At 47.5% G+C, this 21303-nt stretch carries 17 protein-coding genes and 1 pseudogene; 13 read left to right on the top strand and 5 right to left on the bottom strand.

Annotation, left to right across the window (positions count from 1 at the left end; all coding sequences use genetic code 11):
- Positions 1-3 precede the first annotated feature (3 nt).
- A complete protein-coding gene (locus ET464_RS15215; RefSeq protein WP_129437612.1) occupies positions 4-1224 on the top strand; it encodes an IS256 family transposase in 1221 nt (406 codons plus the stop codon).
- 727 nt (positions 1225-1951) lie between these two features.
- Here ET464_RS15215 and ET464_RS20910 read toward each other — a convergent pair.
- The 4 genes from ET464_RS20910 to ET464_RS15235 form a co-directional block, all read right to left on the bottom strand.
- Positions 1952-2104, bottom strand: a complete 153-nt coding sequence (locus ET464_RS20910) for a C40 family peptidase (RefSeq protein ID WP_129444444.1) — start codon at positions 2102-2104, stop codon at positions 1952-1954.
- Between the two features lie 200 nt (positions 2105-2304).
- The gene (locus ET464_RS15225) at positions 2305-6852 is read right to left on the bottom strand and encodes a DUF7507 domain-containing protein (protein WP_165280015.1); all 4548 of its coding nucleotides are present in this window, start codon (positions 6850-6852) and stop codon (positions 2305-2307) included.
- A 413-nt stretch (positions 6853-7265) separates the two neighbouring features.
- Positions 7266-7607, bottom strand: a complete 342-nt coding sequence (locus ET464_RS15230) for a nuclear transport factor 2 family protein (protein ID WP_129442287.1) — start codon at positions 7605-7607, stop codon at positions 7266-7268.
- Positions 7608-7630: 23 nt separating this feature from the next.
- A complete protein-coding gene (locus ET464_RS15235) occupies positions 7631-8422 on the bottom strand; it encodes an SDR family oxidoreductase (RefSeq protein WP_129444446.1) in 792 nt (263 codons plus the stop codon).
- A gap of 251 nt (positions 8423-8673) precedes the next feature.
- On the opposite strand from ET464_RS15235, the gene ET464_RS15240 reads away from it, so the two are divergent.
- The 7 genes from ET464_RS15240 to ET464_RS15275 all read left to right on the top strand — a co-directional run bounded on the left by ET464_RS15240 (position 8674) and on the right by ET464_RS15275 (position 14271).
- On the top strand, positions 8674-9555 hold the full coding sequence (locus tag ET464_RS15240; RefSeq protein WP_129442289.1) for a LysR family transcriptional regulator: 882 nt from the start codon (positions 8674-8676) through the stop codon (positions 9553-9555).
- A gap of 195 nt (positions 9556-9750) precedes the next feature.
- The gene (locus ET464_RS15245) at positions 9751-10668 is read left to right on the top strand and encodes a multicopper oxidase family protein (RefSeq protein ID WP_341869699.1); all 918 of its coding nucleotides are present in this window, start codon (positions 9751-9753) and stop codon (positions 10666-10668) included.
- A gap of 334 nt (positions 10669-11002) precedes the next feature.
- Positions 11003-11515, top strand: coding sequence for a cysteine hydrolase family protein (locus tag ET464_RS15255; protein ID WP_129444450.1), 513 nt, complete (start codon positions 11003-11005; stop codon positions 11513-11515).
- A 381-nt stretch (positions 11516-11896) separates the two neighbouring features.
- A complete protein-coding gene (locus ET464_RS15260; RefSeq protein ID WP_244226556.1) occupies positions 11897-12073 on the top strand; it encodes an Lrp/AsnC ligand binding domain-containing protein in 177 nt (58 codons plus the stop codon).
- 173 nt (positions 12074-12246) lie between these two features.
- Positions 12247-13122, top strand: coding sequence for an AraC family transcriptional regulator (locus ET464_RS15265; RefSeq protein WP_129442291.1), 876 nt, complete (start codon positions 12247-12249; stop codon positions 13120-13122).
- A gap of 276 nt (positions 13123-13398) precedes the next feature.
- Positions 13399-13779, top strand: coding sequence for a VOC family protein (locus tag ET464_RS15270; RefSeq protein ID WP_129442293.1), 381 nt, complete (start codon positions 13399-13401; stop codon positions 13777-13779).
- A 228-nt stretch (positions 13780-14007) separates the two neighbouring features.
- On the top strand, positions 14008-14271 hold the full coding sequence (locus ET464_RS15275; protein ID WP_129442295.1) for a hypothetical protein: 264 nt from the start codon (positions 14008-14010) through the stop codon (positions 14269-14271).
- A gap of 253 nt (positions 14272-14524) precedes the next feature.
- Here ET464_RS15275 and ET464_RS20915 read toward each other — a convergent pair.
- A pseudogene (locus ET464_RS20915) lies at positions 14525-15462 on the bottom strand (sugar-binding transcriptional regulator).
- Positions 15463-15697: 235 nt separating this feature from the next.
- Here ET464_RS20915 and ET464_RS15285 point away from each other — a divergent pair.
- From ET464_RS15285 to ET464_RS15305, 5 genes are all read left to right on the top strand, one after another.
- The gene (locus ET464_RS15285) at positions 15698-16432 is read left to right on the top strand and encodes an MBL fold metallo-hydrolase (protein ID WP_129444452.1); all 735 of its coding nucleotides are present in this window, start codon (positions 15698-15700) and stop codon (positions 16430-16432) included.
- Between the two features lie 79 nt (positions 16433-16511).
- Complete coding sequence (locus ET464_RS15290) at positions 16512-17366, top strand: Cof-type HAD-IIB family hydrolase (protein ID WP_165280016.1); 855 nt, start codon at positions 16512-16514, stop codon at positions 17364-17366.
- Between the two features lie 35 nt (positions 17367-17401).
- The gene (locus tag ET464_RS15295; protein ID WP_129442299.1) at positions 17402-18463 is read left to right on the top strand and encodes an ABC transporter substrate-binding protein; all 1062 of its coding nucleotides are present in this window, start codon (positions 17402-17404) and stop codon (positions 18461-18463) included.
- Between the two features lie 15 nt (positions 18464-18478).
- Positions 18479-20236, top strand: a complete 1758-nt coding sequence (locus ET464_RS15300; RefSeq protein WP_129442301.1) for an ABC transporter permease — start codon at positions 18479-18481, stop codon at positions 20234-20236.
- Positions 20233-21297, top strand: a complete 1065-nt coding sequence (locus ET464_RS15305; RefSeq protein ID WP_129442303.1) for an ABC transporter ATP-binding protein — start codon at positions 20233-20235, stop codon at positions 21295-21297. Before ET464_RS15300 ends, ET464_RS15305 begins: the two co-directional genes overlap by 4 nt.
- Positions 21298-21303 lie beyond the last annotated feature (6 nt).

The raw sequence follows: 21303 nt of genomic DNA on the forward strand, positions 1-21303 counted from the left end.
CACATGGGATTATGGACGAAAGAACAGCTGCGCGCGTTTATTAAGGAAAACCAATTGGTGACGGCACAGGATGCCCAGAACGCGCTGAAGGATCTGTTTGCCGAGACGCTGCAGGAAATGCTGGAAGCCGAAATGGACACGCATCTGGGCTACGAAAAGCATGACGCAAAAAGCAAACAGACGACGAACAGCCGCAACGGCAAAAGCCGAAAAACGGTCACCAGCGAATATGGCGAGCAGGAGATCGCTGTTCCTCGGGACCGCGAAGGCGCCTTTGAGCCGCTGGTTGTGAAAAAGCATCAATCGAACGTCACGGGCATCGAAGATCAGATCGTCGCCCTCTATGCCAAAGGCGTCAGCACACGCGAGATTCAGGATCATCTGCAGCAGTTGTACGGCATTGAGGTGTCGCCAACGCTCATCTCCAATGTCACGAACAAGATCGTGCCGCTCATCAAAGAGTGGCAGAATCGCCCGCTGCAGAGCGTATACGCCGTCGTGTTCCTGGATGCCATCCATTTTAAAGTGAAGCAAGACGGCGCCATTGTGAATAAAGCGGCTTACATGGTCATCGGCATTGATCTGGACGGGAACAAGGATGTGCTGGGCATGTGGATCGGCGAGAACGAGTCCGCGAAGTTCTGGCTCAGCGTCTTAAATGAGTTGAAGAACCGCGGCGTTCAGGATATCCTGATCACCTGTGTGGACAACCTGACCGGCTTCACCCAAGCGATTACGGCCTGTTACCCTCAGACGGAAATCCAGAAGTGCATCATTCATCAAATCCGGAATTCCACGCGCTACGTATCCTACAAGGATCTCAAGAAAGTCACGGCGGATCTGAAGCCGATCTACAAGGCCGCCACAGAGGAAGCTGCGTTAGTGGAACTCGATCGCTTTGAGGAAATCTGGGGCACGAAGTACCCGCTCATCGTGCGTTCCTGGCGCACGAACTGGTCGGAACTCGCCACCTTTTTCAAGTACCCGCCGGAAATCCGCAAACTGATCTACACCACGAACATCATCGAGAGCTACCATCGACAGTTGCGCAAGGTGACCAAAGGTAAGAGCATTTTTCCCTCCGATGAGGCGCTGCTCAAAATGCTTTATCTCTCAACAATGGACGTGATCCGTAAATGGACCGGCCGCGTTCAGAACTGGGGGCAGATGCTCCTCCAGCTCTCCGTCTTTTTTCCGGACCGGGTCGGGCAGCATCTTCGCTAGGCGGCCGCTCCCCCTCGGGGGAGGATTCTTACAAAAGAGTTTACACGAAATTATTGACAGACCCGTCCAGCACTTCATTCGCGCAACGTTATCTCGATTCCGCATACACTTTGGCTAGGAGAATACACGCGCTCCACCAAGATAAGCAAGCCAAACCAAAGGAGAACGACCATCACAGGCGTTCTCCTTTCGTTACGCATGATCTTCCTTTGTCTCTCTTACTACTTGTTGCGAATAGGCTTCACCCAAGCCAATGGATTCGTAATACTCCCGCGTCACCGTTTCCATGCGCTCCATTACAGCCGCATGCTGCTCCTCTGGAACGAACTCCAGGAGACAGCCGTTATGACGTTCTCCCTTGCGGCTTCGCGTAGTTTGACTTCCTCTATGCAGTAATCGTGATAGTCCGTGATTTCTACTCGCTCTCGTTTCTCTGCTTGTTCGAGGAAGGCGGTAGGGGTTTGATTTTGCGCGCAAGGCGCTTCTTCTCCAGCCGTAACTCCAAAAGTTCAGCTTGTAACCGTAGATCGATGGCGTAAACAGCCATAAGGATTTCCTTCACAATTGCGGGAGTCAGGTTCCTGTTCGCTCGTGTATATTATGTCGAATAGCGCATTTTCCGCAAGCTCGCAGGCTTCCAGTTTCAGAATGAAGCAGTCTTTTTCATTAACAAGCTGTGTTTATCTTTTAATGGATCAAACACTTTATCGATCCCGCAGCTAATCGATCAATCTGATTTGATACAAAGTCTTGAAAACTCTGGATTGTAAGGAGAAGCCAAAAGCGCTTGTCTCGACAGTCTCCTACCTGTAGCTGCCCAATAGGCAAAGTGTTCACAGTTATTATGAAAAAGACTAAAACCTCCAAAGTTGCTTGCCAGTTGGCTAGAAGCCCAATGTCTCGAGGTAGACGAGTTCTTCCTCGAAGAGTCCGAAAAATTTCTGTCGTTTTCCCTCGATCGGAATGCAGCCGACGCGCTCTCTGTCCTTCAACTTATCGCTCCGGAAATGCACTGCCGTCAGTTTGCCGCAGAGGGGCTTATCATTCAGCCCCTCCTTTTTTCTTCTTTTTTACCCTATTTCATTCTTCATCCACGATTACATTCACGGAAGCTTCTGCATGTAGGGTTGGTCCATTATCGGAGGAAACAAACACCCGATTGACGATGATTGTGTCTTCCGAGACATCGGGGAGGAGAAACGGAATCCGAATGGATTGATCCGCACCGATTGGGAAAGACTCCATCCTTGTTTGTAAGTGGATCAACGAATCGTTAAAGTTCAGATGGTTCAGCACGATGTTGCCGGTATTTCGGAAGCGAACGGTGAAGAACACGGTATCCCCCGAGGAGCCCTCTGCCCGATCCACGGTCTTAGTCAATGATAGGTTAGGAAGTGATGTAACCGTGACAAGTGCCTGCGCCTGCTGTAATGGCGTTTGGTCAGAGAAAGCGTAGGCGGTGCCATTAATTTCGGTAGCGCCGACAGCATCCGTTGGAATCGTGAACGGCCGCACGAATGATTGGTTTCCTCCGGGCGCCATCGAGGGTATTGCCGTATGGAATCGAGTCAGCGGGTGGACCACGTGCACATCGGTCAAAGTCAGTGGGGAGTTGTTCGTAACCGTAATAGTAAAGAATACCATCTCGCCGGGAGCTGCCAAGGGACGATTGACAACATTCGTCAACTGGAGCAGAAAGCGGGGCAGGCCGGCCAAGACCCGTGCATCACTCTGGGCAATCATGCCTTCGGGACGTTCTGGCCATTGTGCAGTAACTCGGTTAAGGAACAACGTCCCCAGCTTTGCATCGATCGGAATAGTAAACAAGAACTGAACTCGTTGCGTCTGCCCGGGCGCAAGCGCAGGGATGAACTTCTGTGTCCCGGTCATCGAATCCAAAAGCCGGATGCGACTGGCCGGATGATTCCCGGTATTGGAAACCTCTACAGTGTAGGTGATTGTCTCCCCGAGGGCTGCCAGAGTGCGATCGGGTAGCTTACGGAGAGACAAGGACGTGGATTGTCCGGGTGCCGCAACGACTACGACATCCGCAGCGATGCGCTGAAGCGGCGTCTGGTCTGAGCTTGCCGAGAACGTATTCCTGATCAAGCTGCCGTCCGCGGAATCAACAGGCACTGTCATCGAAGCGGTTGTAACGAATGTTCCCGCAGCCGGTAGGATAGGCACAATCTCATGGATGCCAAGCAAGGGATCGCTAAGCGTAACATTCGTCTGCGGCGAGTTAAGCAGGTTCGTAACGGTCATCGTGTAGTTGATCGTTGAGCCCGGAGCGGCCACTGCCGCATCCGCTGTTTTGGTCAAGGAGAGACCTCGGGCAATGACCTTGATTGTCGATAATACTTGTACCGGTCCAGTTTCATTCGAGATGACGGTAAGAATATTAATGATCTCATCGCCAACCAGGGCATCTGCCGGTATGCTGAACGGGAATGACAGCTCCTGTTCTGCACCGATCGCAAGGTCCGGAATGGCAGTATCGATACCCAGCAGTGGATCTGTCACCCGAATCCCCGTAAGCGCAACATTGCCGGGATTCGCGATCGTGATACGATAATTCACGAGTTGTCCGGCGGATGCCTCCGTCGTATTAGGTACTTTGAGTACGCCAATGAAGGGCGATGGAAGCACTTCAACTTCTACAGAAGCAGTCACGCTTGGCGTCTGATCGGATACCGCGTCAACCGAATTCAAATAGATGCCAGGAGGCGTCTCAAGCGGAACGAGGAAGAGGACTTGAATCGTCTCTGTTTGTCCTGCGTCTAGTCTCGGAACCGTGAAGTTTTGCCCAATCAAATAATCAGTCACGACGATATTTGTGAGAGGGAGGTTACCGCTGTTTCTCAGCGTAATGGTGAAGCGAACGGTTCCTCCGGGAATAACGGTCGTTCGATCCGACGTTTTTTCCAGCTCCAGGTGCAGGCTGTCTTGTACCTGCAGGATGGTCGTCGCTCGCATCAGCTGAAGGTTATCGCCGCTAATTTCAGCCGTGTTGATAATAGTGGAACCGATTGGCGCGTCTAAGGGAACCTGGTAAGGCACGCTCAGCGACAGGGTAGCGCCGACTTCGATCTGATCGATCGTTTCATGGATGCCAAGCAGCGAATCCGTTAGCAGGAGGTTGGTGAAGGCGACGTCCCCGACATTGCTGGCATTGATCTCGAAGACGACGGTGCTGCCTGGTGCGGCGACTGTAGGAACGACCGACTTACGGAATATGAGCGTAGGCATCGCTACTACGTTAATCGTGGTGGAGGCTGTTAGACCGATGGGGATCTGATCGGAGAGGACCGTTACGGTATTCGTAATTTGTCTCGGTACCGTACCGGCAGGCACGATGAACGGGGCTTGAACCGTGATGGCTTCTCCGACAGCCAACGCGGGAATCATGTCCGTGAACCCGATTAAGGGATCGGCAATCTGGATATTGGTTAAGGGCACTTCTCCCGTATTCGTAATGGTGATGAAGTAAGTAACACTCTCGCCGGTGAGGACATCTGTTCGATCTGGAACTTTACTCAGGCTCATTTTATCCAGTAAAACGATTTTGGTTACGAAGCCGTCGATAGAGCCGTTCAGCACCGTTTGAAAAGCGCCGTCGGTAACCGGGAAGTTGGCGGAATTGGTAAATCCTGTTACATAGGCTTCCCCCACGGTATTGATCACAATACCGGCGCCGCGATTGGTTGATCCGGATCCCCCTAAGTAGGACGAATAGACAAGCGCGGAACCGGTCGGATTCAGCTTCGTTACATAGGCATTCGATGTCCCGATCAATTCGGGCTGGAAGGCCTGTGCCGTAATCGGGAAATCAGCCGAAGTGGTGACGCCGGTGATGTAGGCGTTACCCGCTGTATCGATGGCGATGGATATGCCCTGATCGTTGCCGAATCCTCCCACAAGCGTAGAATAAACAAGCGCGGAACCGGCCGAATTCAGCTTCGTTACGAATATATCCTGAAACCCTTTCAACTCGGTTTGGAAGGCGCCCGGCGTCGTTGGGAAATCGGCGGAATTGTTTGCATTACCGGTTACATAAGCGTTACCCTCAGCATCTACCTTAATATCAAATGCCACATCGCCTATGCCAGATCCTCCAAGCAAGGTGGAGTAGACAAGCCCGGTACCTTCGGGATTCAGTTTCGAGATGAAGGCATTACCAAACCCTATCAGTTCGGTCTGAAAAGCGCCCGGCGTTGTCGGGAAGTCGGGAGCGCCGCTCGTGACCCCGATGACGTATGCATGGCCGGAGGCATCTATCGTCAAGCCGGTTGATTCATCTAAAGCCGATCCGCCTAGATAAGTGGAATACAGGAGTGCAGTACCAGCCGGATTCAGCTTCGCTACGAAGGCATCGGCCTCCCCTCGTAGATTCGCTTGAAAGGCGCCCGGAGTTACTGGGAAGTTGGAAGATCGCGCAGACCCTGCCACGTATGCGTTGCCCGCGCTATCCACTGCAATACTGGAGCCCGTATCCGAGTCAGATCCGCCGAGATAGGTGGAATAGAGAAGCGATGAGCCGGTCGAATTAAGCTTGGTTACAAATGTGGTATCCGCCGGGCTCAGCTTAGTGGGTTGAATGGCACCTGGCGTAACCGGAAAGTTTGACGAGAACGTCGTTCCGATTACGTAGACATTATTGGCCGCATCCAGCGCGATTTTGCTTGCTGAGTCAGATCCAGATCCGCCCAAATAGGTGGAATAAATCAGCGCGGAACCGGTCGGATTCAGCTTGGTTACAAATGCATCGTCGCCCCCGCCCTGCAGTTGCTGGAAGACGCCTGGAGTTACCGGGAAGTTAGCTGAAGAGGTCTGTCCCGCTATATATAGATTACCATCGGAATCCAATTGAATGGTGGTAGCAAAATCATTGGAGGCTCCCCCTAGATAGGTGGAGAAGCTTATTCCGGGATCGATAATCAGAGTGTAATCGGGATCATACGGCTCGCTTACGATAAAGCCAATACGGAATGATTGTTGTTCATCGGATATAAGCTGGAATGAACCGGCTATCGCCATCCTACGTCCTTCTTTCTCCTGATAGATGACCGGGGAAGGATCGAGCAGTTCTCCAAGCTGAGTTTGAATCACGAGGTTCCCTTCACGATCGAGCGACAATCCGTCGGCACCCACATAGGTGAATTGGATGGATTGTAAGTCGCCGCTAGGTCGAACCCTATATTCGTACTTGATGGCTGTTCCTTCACTTCTGAACACGAGATCAATGCACGGCCATAGCTCCCGATAGAAGATCTCATGATAGGTCGGAATATCCGTATGCCATTGGTTCGGATGAGAGCCTTTCATCCAGTTCACCTTGCCGATGGCTTGGGACTTTCCTTCCGGCTCGACATCTGTTCTCGCATTCAAGAAGCGAAAGTCGAGACGAAGACCTTGATCCTCGTGCAGCAGATCTGTTATGCTGCCCGGCTTCGGTTGTCTTTTGAAAAAGGTGAAGCTCGCTTCTGTCGCTTTAAAGAATGCATCGTAGGCAGCTCCCTTTGAAAAGTAACCAACACGGGGGTCCATCACTTGCCCTGCATTAGGAATGAAATAACAAGGAAACTGCTTGAGACTTTCCAAACCCAATGGATGGTGCACATTTTGCATAAGGACTATCCTCCCACTTTTCAGATGAATATTAGCTATTCTATTCATAACAAGAGGGGGAAATATCCATTGCTGCAAAGATGATCGGATTAATATAACGCGAGCTATCCCCTTTGATCCGTAAATCTACCCATTCGGGGACGATGGTTGATGAGACATACAGCCTTAGCTAATTCCAATAAGAACGCAAATGGGCCTTGCGGGAGTTCTTCCCTAAAGGGCACGATTTCGCTGCGATTATAGATGAATAAGCTGTCGTCACAAGTAACGGCGAAATATTAAACAAAAGGAGTGGATGATTCCAGATCACTGCTACACCATTAAAAACTCCAGAGAAAGATAATTTTATGAAGATGAACTTCAAACTTCACGAAGCGATCTTCCATACGAGAAGCTTTCTGATCAACCCTTTTTTATGTGAAAGAGATATACATTTCCTTTATTTTTCCATTAGCATGCATGAACCGATGATTCATTAGGAGAGGGTCAGGCAGATTGGTTTTATCAAATTCACCATCTATAGATACAGTGACAATAAAATTGTCATCTTGCTCCCTGGCATCAATAATGGCAAATTGAACCTTCGGTTCGAATATTTCCGATTTGCTCCAGCTGGAAATTGCATTCTTCCCAACGAACTTTCTTTTCATATCGACAACAAATGCATGCTCATCGAATGCCGCTAGAAAAGTTTCGGGATCGTTGTCATTCACCGCGTTAAAATAAATCGCCACGGATTCTGGAATTTTAATCATACTTTATACCTCCTTGAGCAAAATTAAACTGTTGGGACTGTGCCCCCGTCAATGACATACTCACTGCCGTGAATAGCGGCTGCGCGGTCCGAGGCCAAAAATGCAGCGAGTTCAGCAACTTCTTCTGGCATTCCAGGGCGGCCAAATGGAATACCTCCAAGGGAATCCATCAGCAGCTTCAAAGCAGTTTCGCGACTTCCCGCAGTAACAGCAAGACGATCAATTAGACGGTTAGCCGCTTCAGTTTGAATAAACCCTGGTGCGATTGTATTTACACGAATTCCTTGTGGAGCGAATTCGTTAGATAGTCCTTTGCTGTAAGTTGTTAAAGCTGCTTTTGCAGCCGCGTATGCCAAAGTGGATTCATACAACGGTAAAACTCTTTGAATAGAACTAATATGGATGATTACGCCTCTGCCTTGTTCAAGCATTAGCGGAAGCAAATTACGATCCAAACGGACAGAACCAAGAAGGTTCAAATTTAATTCCTCAAGCCAATGCTCCTCGGTTAATGCAAGTGCGCCGCCAGCTGGGGAACTTGAGCCGCCAACAGTATTAATTAAGATGTCAATTCCGCCGAGTTTTTCTTTTACAGCATCTACAATGGCTTGCGTTCCTTCAGGTTTCATAATGTCTGCTTGTACAAAATGAACATTAGGAATATTATAATTAGCCGGTTTATTTCTAGCTGTGGTTAGTACAGTCGCGCCGGCTCCTGCCAATCGTTTCACGATTGCAAGGCCCATACCTTGTGTTCCTCCTGTAATCAATGCCCGCTGTCCATAAAATTCCTTTTCATAAGATGCATAGCTCATATAGAAGTCCTCCTTGTTTATGTTGAGCATAATTTCTACGGGGTTAAGTATACTCTTAGACAAAACATAAATATAATTTATATTTTTGATTGTTTTTATTATTAAAATTAATTGAATCAAATATTGCTTATGCTGGGGAGAATGCGCAGAAAATGTTTTTCGCGAAAATTGCTGACCTTGCTTGGACTACAAACGGATTGTATGATTACAACGTAATTCATGAACAAAAGTAGTGGTAGGGGAGTAATGAGATGGAACTGACTCAATTGGAATATTTTTTAAAAGTTGCGAGAATGGAGCATTTGACCAAAGCTGCTGAATCATTATCCATCACTCAGCCCGCTCTAAGTCATTCTATATCGAAGCTGGAAGCTGAACTAGGGGTCCCTCTATTCGAACGCAAGGGAAGAAATCTGAAGATCAATCGTTATGGATTAATGTTCTCGAAACATGTGGAGAAGATACTGCAGGAAGTACAGCGTGGGAAAAAAGAAATCGAGGAGCACTCCAATCCGGATTCTGGCGTGATACATCTCGCATATTTAAATATATTAGGCGTTGATCTAATTCCTAATCTCATCCGAGATTATCAGAAACTGAACCCGGCAATTACGTTCGAATTGTCACAAGGCGACAAGGGGACCATTTTGAATCAGGTTGAGGAAGGGCAATCGGATCTCATGATTACGTCTGAGAAGCCAGTAAATGATACTTTTGAATGGGTGCCGATGTTGTCGCTTCCGCTCTATCTGGTGGTCTCTGCAGACCATCGATTAGCGAAAAAACCTTCGGTTAGTTTAGGAGAAATTACAGGGGAGCCATTTGTAGGACTAAGGCATAACTGTAGCTTGAAAAATTCACTGCTGACTAGAGTCCACCATATGAATTTTACTCTTGCTTCAACCTACGATGCAGAAGATCTTCAGACAGTGGCCGGTTTTGTAGCGGCGGGACTTGGAATATCGGTATTGCCGAAGACGGCTGGTTTAAACATCGATGGCCTTAAGTGGATCCCGATTGAAGATGAAGGATGGTGCTGGGAAGTGGGCTTACATCTCAAGAAAGAAAGATATCTGTCCCCTGCAACAGAGTTGTTTGTCAAATTTATTAAAGAAGGGTTCTCGTTAGGATAGCTCGTGAAGAGCTATAATAAGCCTGATCATGCCTTTTACATTAATTTTATTTATCAATATGATGAAAATCATAAATTTCACAAAAGTAGGATGGAGTAGTTAAATTTAATTTTATGAGAGCACAAGGTGTGAACGTGCGAATTGAGGACTTTTGCGAACGATCAATCCATATATTGATAAAAAGATGATATGGAGATGGACGTTATGGTTATCACGCCCAATATACCGAATTTGCCCTATGCAGAGAGGAACGGAGTCAAATATTTCAGCTTAGTTGCAGAGCCCGTAAAGAGCGAAATTCTTCCCGGCATTTATATGAATGCCTGGGGTTATAATGGCAGTTCTCCAGGTCCAACGATCTGCGTGTACCCGGGCGACTATGTATGCATTAGAGTGTTTAATAAGTTACCTCAGCCAACCAGTGTACACTGGCATGGATTAGATATACCCAATGTAATGGACGGGGTGCCGGATATAGAACCTTCTCCAAGAATTGATCCGGGCGGGTACTTTGATTATCACTTCAAGATTAACAATCCTCCGGGAACTCATATGTACCATTCGCATTTTTACCCCGTCTTTCAAGACATGATGGGGCTGGAAGGCGGATTTATGATTCTTGATCCCCAGGAATCAGAAAAGGATGTGCAAAGAGATTATTATATTATGCTGGGATCCTTTAAGTTAAAGGATATTCCCGCTGGTGTCCTTGAAAGAGGCGTTTATAATATCGATCCCTTTTCAGAAACAGCGAATTTTTTCACGATGAACGGAAGGTGCTTTCCGTATACAGCCCCACTGCCGGTCTCAGAGGGTGATCGTATTCGGATCAGATTCGGGAACGTCGGAATGGCCAACCATCCCATTCACCTCCATGGGCATCAATTCCTTGAAACGGCAGTTGACGGCAATTCCATTGCGAGAGAGAATCAGCTTAAAAAGAGTACGATATTAGTTTCGTCAGGAACGACGAGAGATATTGAGTTAATCGCAAATAATCCCGGCCGGTGGCCGCTGCACTGTCATTTCCCACATCATGTTAGTAATAATATGACGCTTCCGCTAGGAGGAATGGCGACGGCAATGGTCTATGAAGGGTTCCCGAAAATCTGAATATCGCATAAGCCATGCGATACACTTCTAACTACCGGATCGACGGGTTAGGGCTTCTTGTAATATCCGGACAAAAAAGCCCCAGTCCTTTTATTTCCCTTAAGGTTCCGGATTTGCTGTATACTAATGGTATGAAAATGAAAGCTGCCGGTCTGTTTACTGCCAAGGTTCACGGTACTGCACTTCTCACAGGCGGCAATTTCGGACTTGAGGGTTCTTTTGTTCCGGTTACTATCAGTCTTCTGATTTCGATTTCGATGCTGATCGGGGTTAAACGGAGCGGGTTAAAGCTTCCGTAAGATCTGTTCAAGTGATAAATGATGAGGGGGAAATTATGGAGGCTTGCGCGGATGTTTTAATAATTATCGATTTACAGAATGGGGTTTGTTACAACCATGAGCATTTGTTTGAATTAGAAAAATTACTTACTAAAGTAAATGATAGAATCTCATTGTATAGAAAGCGGCATAAACCAATTGTTTTTGTGCAACACTGTGACGAGGAATTAGTACCTGGCGAAGAACAATGGGCTATTAATGCCAAGCTTGATGTTCAAGCACAGGATTTTTTGGTACAGAAAATACATGCAAATTCTTTTTACAAAACAAACTTAAAAGAAGTTTTAGATCAATTAAATGTACAGAGCATAGAGTTTTGTGGCGCGCAGACTGAATACTGTGTGGATGCTACGGTTAAATTTGCACATGGATTAGGTTACAAAAACCTTATGGTAAGAAATGCAACCTCCACCTTAAACCATTCGTTTATGTCTGCCAAAGAGACTATTCACTTCTATGAGAATATGTGGAATCATAGATATTTAGAGTTTATATATGATGAAAAATGAAAATGAATGTATAATTTCAAGGCAAAAAACCACTCCATATTGAACTGACCCCATAAAGTTAGACACCATCTAACATGGGGGGTGCAGTTCATATCAGAGTGGTTTTTGTGTTAAAGGTTGATGTATATTTGGTGATCGAACCATCGAATGAAATCTGCACCAATAGTAATCGTTTCTGGTCTGTCAGGATCGGGCATTGTGGTCCACGAACCGATAGGGTAGACAAAAGTGGAATGCCCCGTACCTATAAGGCAATAGTCAAGCCTCTGGGCTGCGGCCGTTTATGCTCAATTTGACTGCAAAAATGTTAACACGGCACTCATGAATTTCGTTTGATGCTCAATATTCGAGAGGTGAACGGGCGGCAGCCGGACGAACGTTGTGTTCGGTACCAGAACAAGCGGGGAGTTTACCTATTTATTGAAGGTTGTAACCGAAACAAGCGAAACCTTGGAAGCCTTCCTTGAAAGCTGCAACACATTTGGCTTCTCCTCGACGCTTGTTGTTCTGTCCACGCGTTTTGAGGATAAAGGCCTTATTACAAGCCGGGATGCATGAAACTTCAACTGAGACGACAAGCGACACGGTTTGCAAAATAAGGATCGAAAACAGGACAAGGTAATCGTTAGAAGAGGTAACGGCAAGTTTCAGGTAACCTACAAAACGGTGCACAGGATGTCGGATGGGAACTTTCGAGTTCAGCTATTCTGTATGTAAGGGAGGTTATTCGAATGGATTGGCTTTTTAGTCTGAACAGAGCCTTACATTTTATAGAAGAAAATCTTACAGAAGAGATAGACCTGAAGGAAGCAGCTAAGCTGGCCCATTGTTCGGAGTATCACTTTTCAAGAATGTTCTCGTTCCTCGCAGGCATTCCGTTATCAGAGTACATTCGCCGGAGACGCTTGACGCTTGCGGCATTCGAGCTTCAAACAAATGATTTGAGAGTTATGGATGTCGCTGTGAAATATGGCTACAGCTCGGCGGATGCTTTTTCTAGAGCCTTCCAAGGTTTACACGGGATCCTGCCTTCAGCGGTAAAATCCGATGCCGCATCTTTAAAAGCATATCCGCGAATGACCTTCCAGCTAACAATTCAGGGAGGAAACGTTATGAATTATCGTATCGTACAGAAAGAACCGTTCCGTATCGCAGGTATTAAAAAGAGAGTATCCATACAATTTAATGGCGTAAACGAAGAAATTGCAGACATGTGGAAAGGGTTACGCAGCGAAGACATCGCCCAGCTGAAAAAGCTCTCTAATGTTGAGCCGCTTGGCTTGATTTCAGCATCGACAAATTTCTCTGAAGGACGAATGGAGGAGAAAGGGGAGCTTGACCATTATATAGGCGTGGCTACAACCGAGGAGAATACCGGGAAATTTGCGATACTAGAGGTTCCTGCACTAACATGGGCTATTTTCGAAGCTGCAGGGCCTTTTCCCGATACTCTGCAAAATGTTTGGGGACGCATCTATTCGGAATGGTTCCCTTCCGCAAGTTATGAGTTGGGGGTGGGGCCGGAAATATTATGGAACGAAAGCAAGGATGTATCTTCCCCTCATTATAGGAGCGAGATTTGGATACCGGTTATCAAGAAGGTTTAAAGCAATTTTACGAGTTACATCAAACCAGATCTGGAATGAATGAAGCAAAAGAGCTGGCGGCGGGCAGCCCCTTTGCCAATTTGGAGCAATATGAGTCGCATGCCATGCATAGGGTTGATCCCTCTAGAGATAGGCTTTAGGGGATTTTTTGCATGAAGAAATGCCTAATTATTTCCAAAATCATGGTATGATGATAGTACGTATGGATTTGAAACCAGCTCAGAATAGGCAAGACTTATGGATGATTTACAATCATAACCAAAGGAGCTGAATAAAATGAACATTAATCGGTTGGATCATTTAGTGTTGACGGTCACAGATATTGATAAAACATGCGACTTTTATTGTCGAGTGTTGGGAATGCGTATTGTAACGTTTAAAGAAGGACGAAAGGCGCTTCATTTTGGGCAACAGAAAATAAACCTGCATGAAGCAGGCAAAGAGTTTGAACCTAAAGCGAATACGCCGATGCCCGGAACTGCTGATTTATGTTTTATAACGGACGTTCAGATGCCTGATATAATAAGTCATTTAGAAGATTGCCACGTAATAATTGAGGAAGGTCCCGTCATAAGAACAGGAGCATTAGGATCGATAACATCCGTTTATGTAAGAGATCCAGATAGGAATCTAATAGAAATTTCTAATTATAACTGACGGACAGGATGGCTCCGTATCATTGTATGAATAAAAAAGAAGCCCTGCCGAATCGACAGGGGCAAGAATAGAGGTCATGAACGCTGCGATGGCTAATCTCTTGCTGCGGTACTTGTTTCATGGATAAATGAGTGATAGCAGGGATTTAACCGTACATATCCTTCGATCCAGGTATCTATACAAGAAATAGATCTATCAGGTGCCATTGAAGCGGTATCGAAAAATAAAATGGATATCGGAATCGTTGCAGTTGAAGATGATTTGCTTCAAAGATTACCAAACAATCTCCATTGCCGATTGATTCCCTATGAAGGGACGCTTATTATGTCCAGCTTTATGGTGAAGGATGATTTATTTATTCAACAGGGGCGGTTTAAAGCGCTGCCTATTTCAAATCCTCCCTTTAACTCCAATATTACGATTGGGGGCATTTATCGAAAAGATACAAAACAAAAAATCATTGAAACGTTTATAAATACGATTGTGATTTAAAGCAAAGCGGACTAGACTAATGGAATGGTTCGGTTCATTTAATAAGCGCCTCACCAGCCATATAATCGTTTATTAAAAAATGACTACATATACCGGGCCATGAATTGGTGCGAAGTGAAGACGCATATCGATTTCCTGGCGAATGAAACAATGCTTTACCCAATTCGATGAGCAGCTATTACGAAGCGAAGCATCCGGTCAAACGGAGGGCCATCCCGAAAAGGATGGCCCTAGAACTTTCTATTACAGACCGTTACCGCTTCTTGTGAAGCGCAGTCTCCTCGACCAGCTGAACGGCAGTTGTCTCGTCGGTCACAAGCATATGAATCCAGCCGCCTCTTAAAGCAGCCAGGATGCTTTCGATTTTATGCATGCCGAAAGCCAGTCCAACCACTTGCTCTACCTGCCTCAGCTGCTCCAGCTCCATCCCTATGACTCTGCGGTTAATAGGATGATTTACAATTCGTCCTTCCCGGTCAATAAACCGGGAGTTGATATCCGCCGCTGTCCCAAGCTGTTTCAGCTGTTGCAGCAATGTCTCGTCCAAATAGCCAAACCGTTCCATTGTGGACATCCGGTAAGGATTGCCGATGCCTACGATGGCTAGTTTAATTTGCGCTCCTTCCGACATGACCGATTCAATATGCGGCAGCCGTATGAGCTGTTCCTTTAACGCTTCGGATTCGACAATAGAGGGGCATACAGCGATTCGCTTCTGCCGCCAAGCTTCTTAGACAGTTCGTAGGCGATATGATTGGCATGTATCTCCATCCGCTCATGACCGGACCCGCCCACTAGCGGAATGATTTTTACATCTTCTTTTTTATCCAGCGGAAATTCTTTCACCGTATGATAAAGTGTATTTCCCCAGGAAACACCAATTTTATCCCCGTTTTTAATCCATTTATGAATAAATCGCGCAGCCGCTTTCCCGACAACGCTTGTCACATGCTCCTGGTTCAAATCACTGGCAGGAACGATCAGCACCTGTCTTAATCCGTAATGCTGCTCAAGCTTTTGCTCCAATTCCAACGCTTGCGGTGAATGATCATGAACGATGATTTCGACAATCCCGTTCTCCCGGGCCTTTTGCAGCAGCTTGGATATTATCGGCCGGGACACGCCTATTTTTTGAGCAATTTGCTCTTGCGTCCAGGATTGATAGTAATAAAGCTTGCAAATTTGAATCATTAATTCATTGTCGTTATTCAAGCGACCACCCTTATTCTTAAGTTGTAATTAACCTAGCGCTCTATTAAAACTCCATTAGAATTATAGCTCAGCTGTCTAACCGCATGTATAAATTATAGTCAATTTACAAAATTGCTACACCATTCTTACTTTCTCAAAACATATAAATTTTACAGTTGTAATGCACATGAACAAATGTAACGAAGATCATCATGAGGAACGTGAGGTGAAAACAATGAATGTAACCATACTCGGATATTGGGGCGGTTATCCGGTGGCAGGCGGTGCAACAGCCGGGTTTCTTATCGAAACCGGGGAAGGGCGAATCTTGCTGGACTGCGGGAGCGGAGTAATGAGCAAGCTGGCCGGATATGCAAAGGTGGAGCAGCTGGACGGCGTCATCTTGTCTCATCTTCACTATGATCATATAGCGGATGTCGGCATTCTTCAATATGCAGCTGTCGGCGCGCTTCGGGTCGGCAAAATGAAACGGAAGCTTTCCATCTATGCACCGTCTGACCCGGTACAGCTATTCGATACATTGCGCGGGGAGCATTCCGAGGTCAGGACCATCGCTCCCGGCGGGCCCGTTACGATGGCTGGCGCAACGATTGAGTTTATTCCCGTTCCCCATACGATTCCATGCTATGCGGTCAGGATCACGTATCAGGGGAAAACAGTCGTATATTCTGCGGATTCCTCCTATTGCGAGCAATTGATTGATTTTGCGGCTAATGCGGATCTGTTCTTATGCGAAGCTACCGTATGCGATGGCAGTGTCCATACGACCGGACACGGCCATATGTCGGCACAGCAGGCTGGAATGATTGCCGGTAAAGCTAACGTCAAACGCCTTGTTCTCGTCCATCTGCCCGGAGACGGCGATTTCGAACGGATGCAGCAATCTGCCAGTCAGGCGTTTGGCGGACCGGTGGAGCTGCCGGATGCATCCTGCGTATACGCCGTATAACGGACAGGCATGCGAATGAGCATCCGGTTCGGAGACCGCATAACCGGCTGTGCGAATGAAGATAAAGGAAGCGAATGTAATGGTTCAGTTAGTAGCTTTGGATATGGATGGAACATTGCTGAACCGGGACAAGCGGATAACAGCTACGGTGCGTGAGTCGCTTCAAAGGTTCATGCATCAAGGAGGCCTTCTTACCATTGCCTCCGGCCGTTTTCCGGCATCGGTATGGCTGCATGCGAAGGCGCTTGGCATGAATGCGCCGTTAATTGCGCTGAATGGCGCTGTTACGCTGGATGCAGCGACTGGCAAGCAGCTGGACGGAACAGCCATGCCGCCCGCGGATGCGGCCATGCTCGTGCGGCATGCGGAGAGAAGAGGAGCTTACATTCACCTGTACGGCTGTAATGTGCTGTATGTTAACGAGATCAACGAGATGAACAGCCGCTGGCCGCTCGCTAATGTTGTCGTAGAGGCAGGCAAGCCGCTTACGGAGGATAATTACAAGGAGCAATCCCGCCTTATTCAGGTGCAGGCTGCTGACGATCTGGCGGCATTGGCACTCTCCGGTGATTCTCCGGTGTATAAAGCGACCGTCATTAGCGAGGATGAAGCGCTGATTAACGACTTGGTCCGTGAATATACGGGATGGGGCATATTCACGATTACCAGAACCGGCCGGCGCCGATTTGATCTGAACGCTTGCGGCGTATCCAAGCGGTCAGCCTTGGAGCAAGTTTCGCGGAGCTGCGCCATACCGCAAGCTCAAGTCGCAGCGATTGGCGATTATGACAATGATATTGAAATGCTGGCATGGGCCGGACTTGGCATCGCAATGGGCAATGCAAGCGATCGGGTCAAGCAAGCGGCTAATGTTGTCACAACAAGCAATGAAGAAGATGGCGTAGCGTATGCCTTTAGCCGTTATTTGATTTAAAACAAAAATAGAGTACAAGGGAGATTGAAACCATAATGAAAACTAAGGCAGTATTGACACTTGCAGCAGCAACACTGATCTTTACCGGATGCGGCGCTCAAAATAACGGTGGTAACAACACAGCTGACAAAGCAACTGATTCTTCCAATGCAGTTCAAGCAGCCGACAACAAGGCCGTTTCCGGAAAGCTGGACTTCTACACGTCCGAACCCGAAGAGGATGCAACCAAGCTTATCGCAGCTTTCAACAAGAAGTTTCCGAATGTTAAGGTTGAAACTTTCCGCTCAGGTACGGAGGAAGTTGTAGCCAAGATTGAGGCCGAGAAGCAAGCCGGCGCCGTTCAAGCCGATGTGCTGCTTGCGGCGGATTCGATTACCTTTGAAGGCTTGAAGAAAGAAGATATGCTGCTTTCCTATAAGTCTCCTGAAGCAAGCACTATTCCAGACGATCTGAAAGATCCGGACGGTACGTATACCGGAACGAAAGTAATGGCTACTGTTCTTGCGATAAATACCGATCAGGTGAAGACGGCGCCGGACTCCTGGAACGTACTTAAAGATGAAGCAAGCAAAAACAGCGCGATTATGCCGAGCCCGCTTTATTCCGGCGCGGCTGCATATAACATTGGTGTCTTTTCACGTACGGACGGCTTTGGCTGGGATTACCTGAAAGGCTTGAAGGATAACGGTATGTCTGTCATTAAAGGAAATGGCGCTGTTATTCAAGCAGTCGCAAGCGGAGAAAAAAATTATGGCATGGTCGTTGATTACCTGGTAGCCCGTGAGAAGGCGAATGGCTCCCATATTGATCTTGTTTATCCGAAAGAAGGCGTTCCAATCATTACGGAACCAATCGGAATCATGAAGGACACGGACAACGCCGCTGCTGCACAAGCATTTGTCGATTTTGTCCTGTCTGAGGATGGCCAGAAGACGGCTGCCGAGATTGGATACACGCCAATTCGCGAAGGGGTTACTCCTCCTGCCGGATTGAAGAGCATCTCTGAATTTAATGTGCTGTCCGGGGATCTGGCTACGCTGGCAAGCGCACGCGAAGCCGACAAGAAACAATTCACCGATGTGTTCGGAAACGAATGATTGGAGCGATAACGAATGCCAAGCCGAGAAGTTCTCGGGAGTGCTGTACAGAATCGTAAAGGGCGGAATAACCGCCCTTCTTTTCTATCCGGCGCTTCCGTCTATAAGAAAATTGCCGCTGTCACGGGCATGGTCGCCGTTTTATTCTTTTTTATACTGCCGCTGTTGAAATTGCTGCTGTTAAGCGTGGATGGCCCGCATGGCTTAACATTCGGCATCTATGCTGAAATGTTAAGCCAATCGCGATTCTGGCACATCATGAATCATACATTCGTTGTTGTGATTGGCTCTACTGCTCTGGCCATGGCGTTAGGCCTGCTTGTCGCCTGGTTTATGGCGTATACCGATATTCGTTATAAGCGTCTGCTTCATCTTGTCATTTTATCATCGTTTGTATTGCCTTCTTACGTCCTGACATTGTCTTGGTCGAGCTTCATGGGCCCTCAAGGCATGGCGGCTGCATTGCTTCGTCTGCTTCATCCGGGCGCCAAGCCTTGGAGCATGTATAGCATGGGCGGCATTGTATTCGTCATGGGTATTCATCATTTTCCGCTAGTGTATATGTTTACTGCGAATGTGCTTAAAAAAATCCCGAGGGATTTGGAGTGGGCGTCGAGAGCGAGCGGAGCCGGCAAATTTAAAACGTTCAGGAGAGTAACGCTCCCGCTAGCGCTTCCCGGTATTACAGCAGGCGGACTGCTTGTCTTTCTGGCCACACTGGATAATTTCGGCATCCCTGCTTTTCTGGGAACACCGGTCAATATTAGTGTATTAAGCACTTATATTTATGAAGAAATCATTGGCTTTGGTCCTTCGGCTTTCGCCAGAGGAGCATCGCTTTCCGTTATATTAGGCATTATTGCTTTAGTCGGCACATGGCTGCAGTGGCTGTCGGTCCGCAAAAGCAAAACATCGGATACCGTTCTAGTTGATGAAACGCCGCGTTACCGGCTGGGCAAGTCCCGCTTGTGGCTTAGCATAATCATTTGGCTTATGCTGGTTGGCATAACGATTGTTCCTTTATTTTCGATGATCTCGCTTTCTTTGAGAACTTCTTACGGGGCTTCATTTAGCTTGAAGCACATCTCTTTCAAAAACTATCATTATATTTTGTTCGATAATCCGAAAATATGGCAGGCGATTCAAAACAGCTTTATTTTATCACTGGTTACGCTCATTATTTGTCTGATTATAGGCACTTTATTTGCTTATGTTCGTGTCCGGAAGCCATCCAAGCTGTACAAAACCGCAGAACTTATCGTTTCAATTCCGTATACGCTGCCAGGCATTGTATTCGCATTATCAATGATACTTGTCTGGATGGAACCAATTCCAGGCTGGAATCCCGGCATTTACGGCACGACGACGATCTTGTTTATCGCTTATATTTGCCGGTTTCTCATATTGCAGATCAGAGCCGGGGTTACCGCCTTTTTGCAGGTCGATGAGTCTGTAGAAGAAGCAGCCCGGATATCGGGAGCTGGCCCTTGGAAAAAGTGGCATGCCATATTGCTGCCATTGCTGCTTCCGGGACTGCTCAGCGGCGCATTCCTAGTTTTTCTAACTGCGCTGACGGAACTTACCGTATCCGCAATGCTGTATTCATCGGGATCGCAAACGATTGGCGTCATGATATTCAGCTTTGAGCAAGCGGGCAATACGTTATATTCGACTGCAATGTCAAGTCTGATTGTATTGCTTATAGTCGTTGGAGCGGGACTGCTGCAGCTGATCCAGCTGCTAATGGGTCGCAAGAAAGGAGTTCAATTATGAGCATTCAACTGAAACAAATCAACAAGTCGTTTGGCAGCTTCCAGGCGCTTAGCGCGGTCAATCTGACGATTGAGGACGGGGAATTTGTTGCTATTCTCGGACCGTCAGGTTGTGGCAAAACGACACTGCTGCGCATGCTGGCAGGCTTTGAGAAGCCCACTTCCGGAGAAATTATTATAAACGGCGAGATAGCCGCAAGCGAAGCGGTCTTAACGCCGCCTGAAAGACGCCGCATCGGCATGGTGTTTCAAAACTTCGCCCTTTGGCCGCATATGACCGTGTACGAGCATGTCCGGTTTCCTATAAGGACGCATAAGGAAACGCCTAAAGCTATTCGTGATCATGAGGCTGAACGTGTGCAGGACGTATTGGAGCTTGTTGGGCTTTCGCATCTATCCGGGCGAATGCCGCATGAACTTTCCGGCGGGCAGAAACAGCGTGTTGCCATTGCGAGGGCTATTGCCTCTGAGCCCTCTCTGCTATTGATGGATGAGCCGCTGAGCAGCCTGGACGCGATGTTGCGTATGGATTTGCGCCGCGAGATTCAGGCTGTTCACCGGAAGACAAAATCAGCCATCGTATACGTTACACATGATCAAGAAGAAGCGCTTGCCATGGCAGACCGGATTATTGTGATGAAGAATGGGCAGATCGAGCAGGCGGGAACGCCGCAAGACATCTATTTGCGTCCGCAAACGGAATTTGTGGCGAAATTCGTCTCCAAATCCAATCTTGTGCGCGGGCAATGGGTCAAAGAGGGCTTCCTGCCGGAAGGGGCAGACAATGGCGTATGCTGGAGAGGTGAACAGGTAGCGGAATCATTCAGGGAAAATCAGCGGTATCCGGTGCGGCCGGATCAGTTCCAAATCCATGCAGGCGCAGCCGGCGGGCTGCAAGGCATAGTCATGAATGTGCAATTTCAAGGCAAAGCGTATATCTATGATATTTATTCCGCCGGGCAGCAATTTGAAGTCGTTTCTCCGCTTTCTTTTCAGTTAAACGACAAAGTATCCTTGTCGGTGCCTGTTCAGGAAACCGTACAGGAGCTGCACTATGCATAAGGATGC

It is taken from the genome of Paenibacillus protaetiae (assembly GCF_004135365.1).
GTDB classification, from domain to species: domain Bacteria; phylum Bacillota; class Bacilli; order Paenibacillales; family Paenibacillaceae; genus Paenibacillus_AP; species Paenibacillus_AP protaetiae.

Excerpts from the sequence above, each read along its gene's own strand:
- ET464_RS15245 (WP_341869699.1), top strand. The coding sequence starts at position 9,751 with ATGGACGTTATGGTTATCACGCCCAATATACCGAATTTGCCCTATGCA.
- ET464_RS15305 (WP_129442303.1), top strand. The coding sequence starts at position 20,233 with ATGAGCATTCAACTGAAACAAATCAACAAGTCGTTTGGCAGCTTCCAG.
- ET464_RS15300 (WP_129442301.1), top strand. The coding sequence starts at position 18,479 with ATGCCAAGCCGAGAAGTTCTCGGGAGTGCTGTACAGAATCGTAAAGGG.
- ET464_RS15225 (WP_165280015.1), bottom strand. The coding sequence starts at position 6,852 with ATGCAAAATGTGCACCATCCATTGGGTTTGGAAAGTCTCAAGCAGTTT.
- ET464_RS15265 (WP_129442291.1), top strand. The coding sequence starts at position 12,247 with ATGGATTGGCTTTTTAGTCTGAACAGAGCCTTACATTTTATAGAAGAA.
- ET464_RS15275 (WP_129442295.1), top strand. The coding sequence starts at position 14,008 with ATGGATATCGGAATCGTTGCAGTTGAAGATGATTTGCTTCAAAGATTA.
- ET464_RS15215 (WP_129437612.1), top strand. The coding sequence starts at position 4 with ATGGGATTATGGACGAAAGAACAGCTGCGCGCGTTTATTAAGGAAAAC.
- ET464_RS15290 (WP_165280016.1), top strand. The coding sequence starts at position 16,512 with ATGGTTCAGTTAGTAGCTTTGGATATGGATGGAACATTGCTGAACCGG.
- ET464_RS15295 (WP_129442299.1), top strand. The coding sequence starts at position 17,402 with ATGAAAACTAAGGCAGTATTGACACTTGCAGCAGCAACACTGATCTTT.
- ET464_RS15240 (WP_129442289.1), top strand. The coding sequence starts at position 8,674 with ATGGAACTGACTCAATTGGAATATTTTTTAAAAGTTGCGAGAATGGAG.
- ET464_RS15235 (WP_129444446.1), bottom strand. The coding sequence starts at position 8,422 with ATGAGCTATGCATCTTATGAAAAGGAATTTTATGGACAGCGGGCATTG.
- ET464_RS15285 (WP_129444452.1), top strand. The coding sequence starts at position 15,698 with ATGAATGTAACCATACTCGGATATTGGGGCGGTTATCCGGTGGCAGGC.
- ET464_RS15270 (WP_129442293.1), top strand. The coding sequence starts at position 13,399 with ATGAACATTAATCGGTTGGATCATTTAGTGTTGACGGTCACAGATATT.
- ET464_RS15255 (WP_129444450.1), top strand. The coding sequence starts at position 11,003 with ATGGAGGCTTGCGCGGATGTTTTAATAATTATCGATTTACAGAATGGG.
- ET464_RS15230 (WP_129442287.1), bottom strand. The coding sequence starts at position 7,607 with ATGATTAAAATTCCAGAATCCGTGGCGATTTATTTTAACGCGGTGAAT.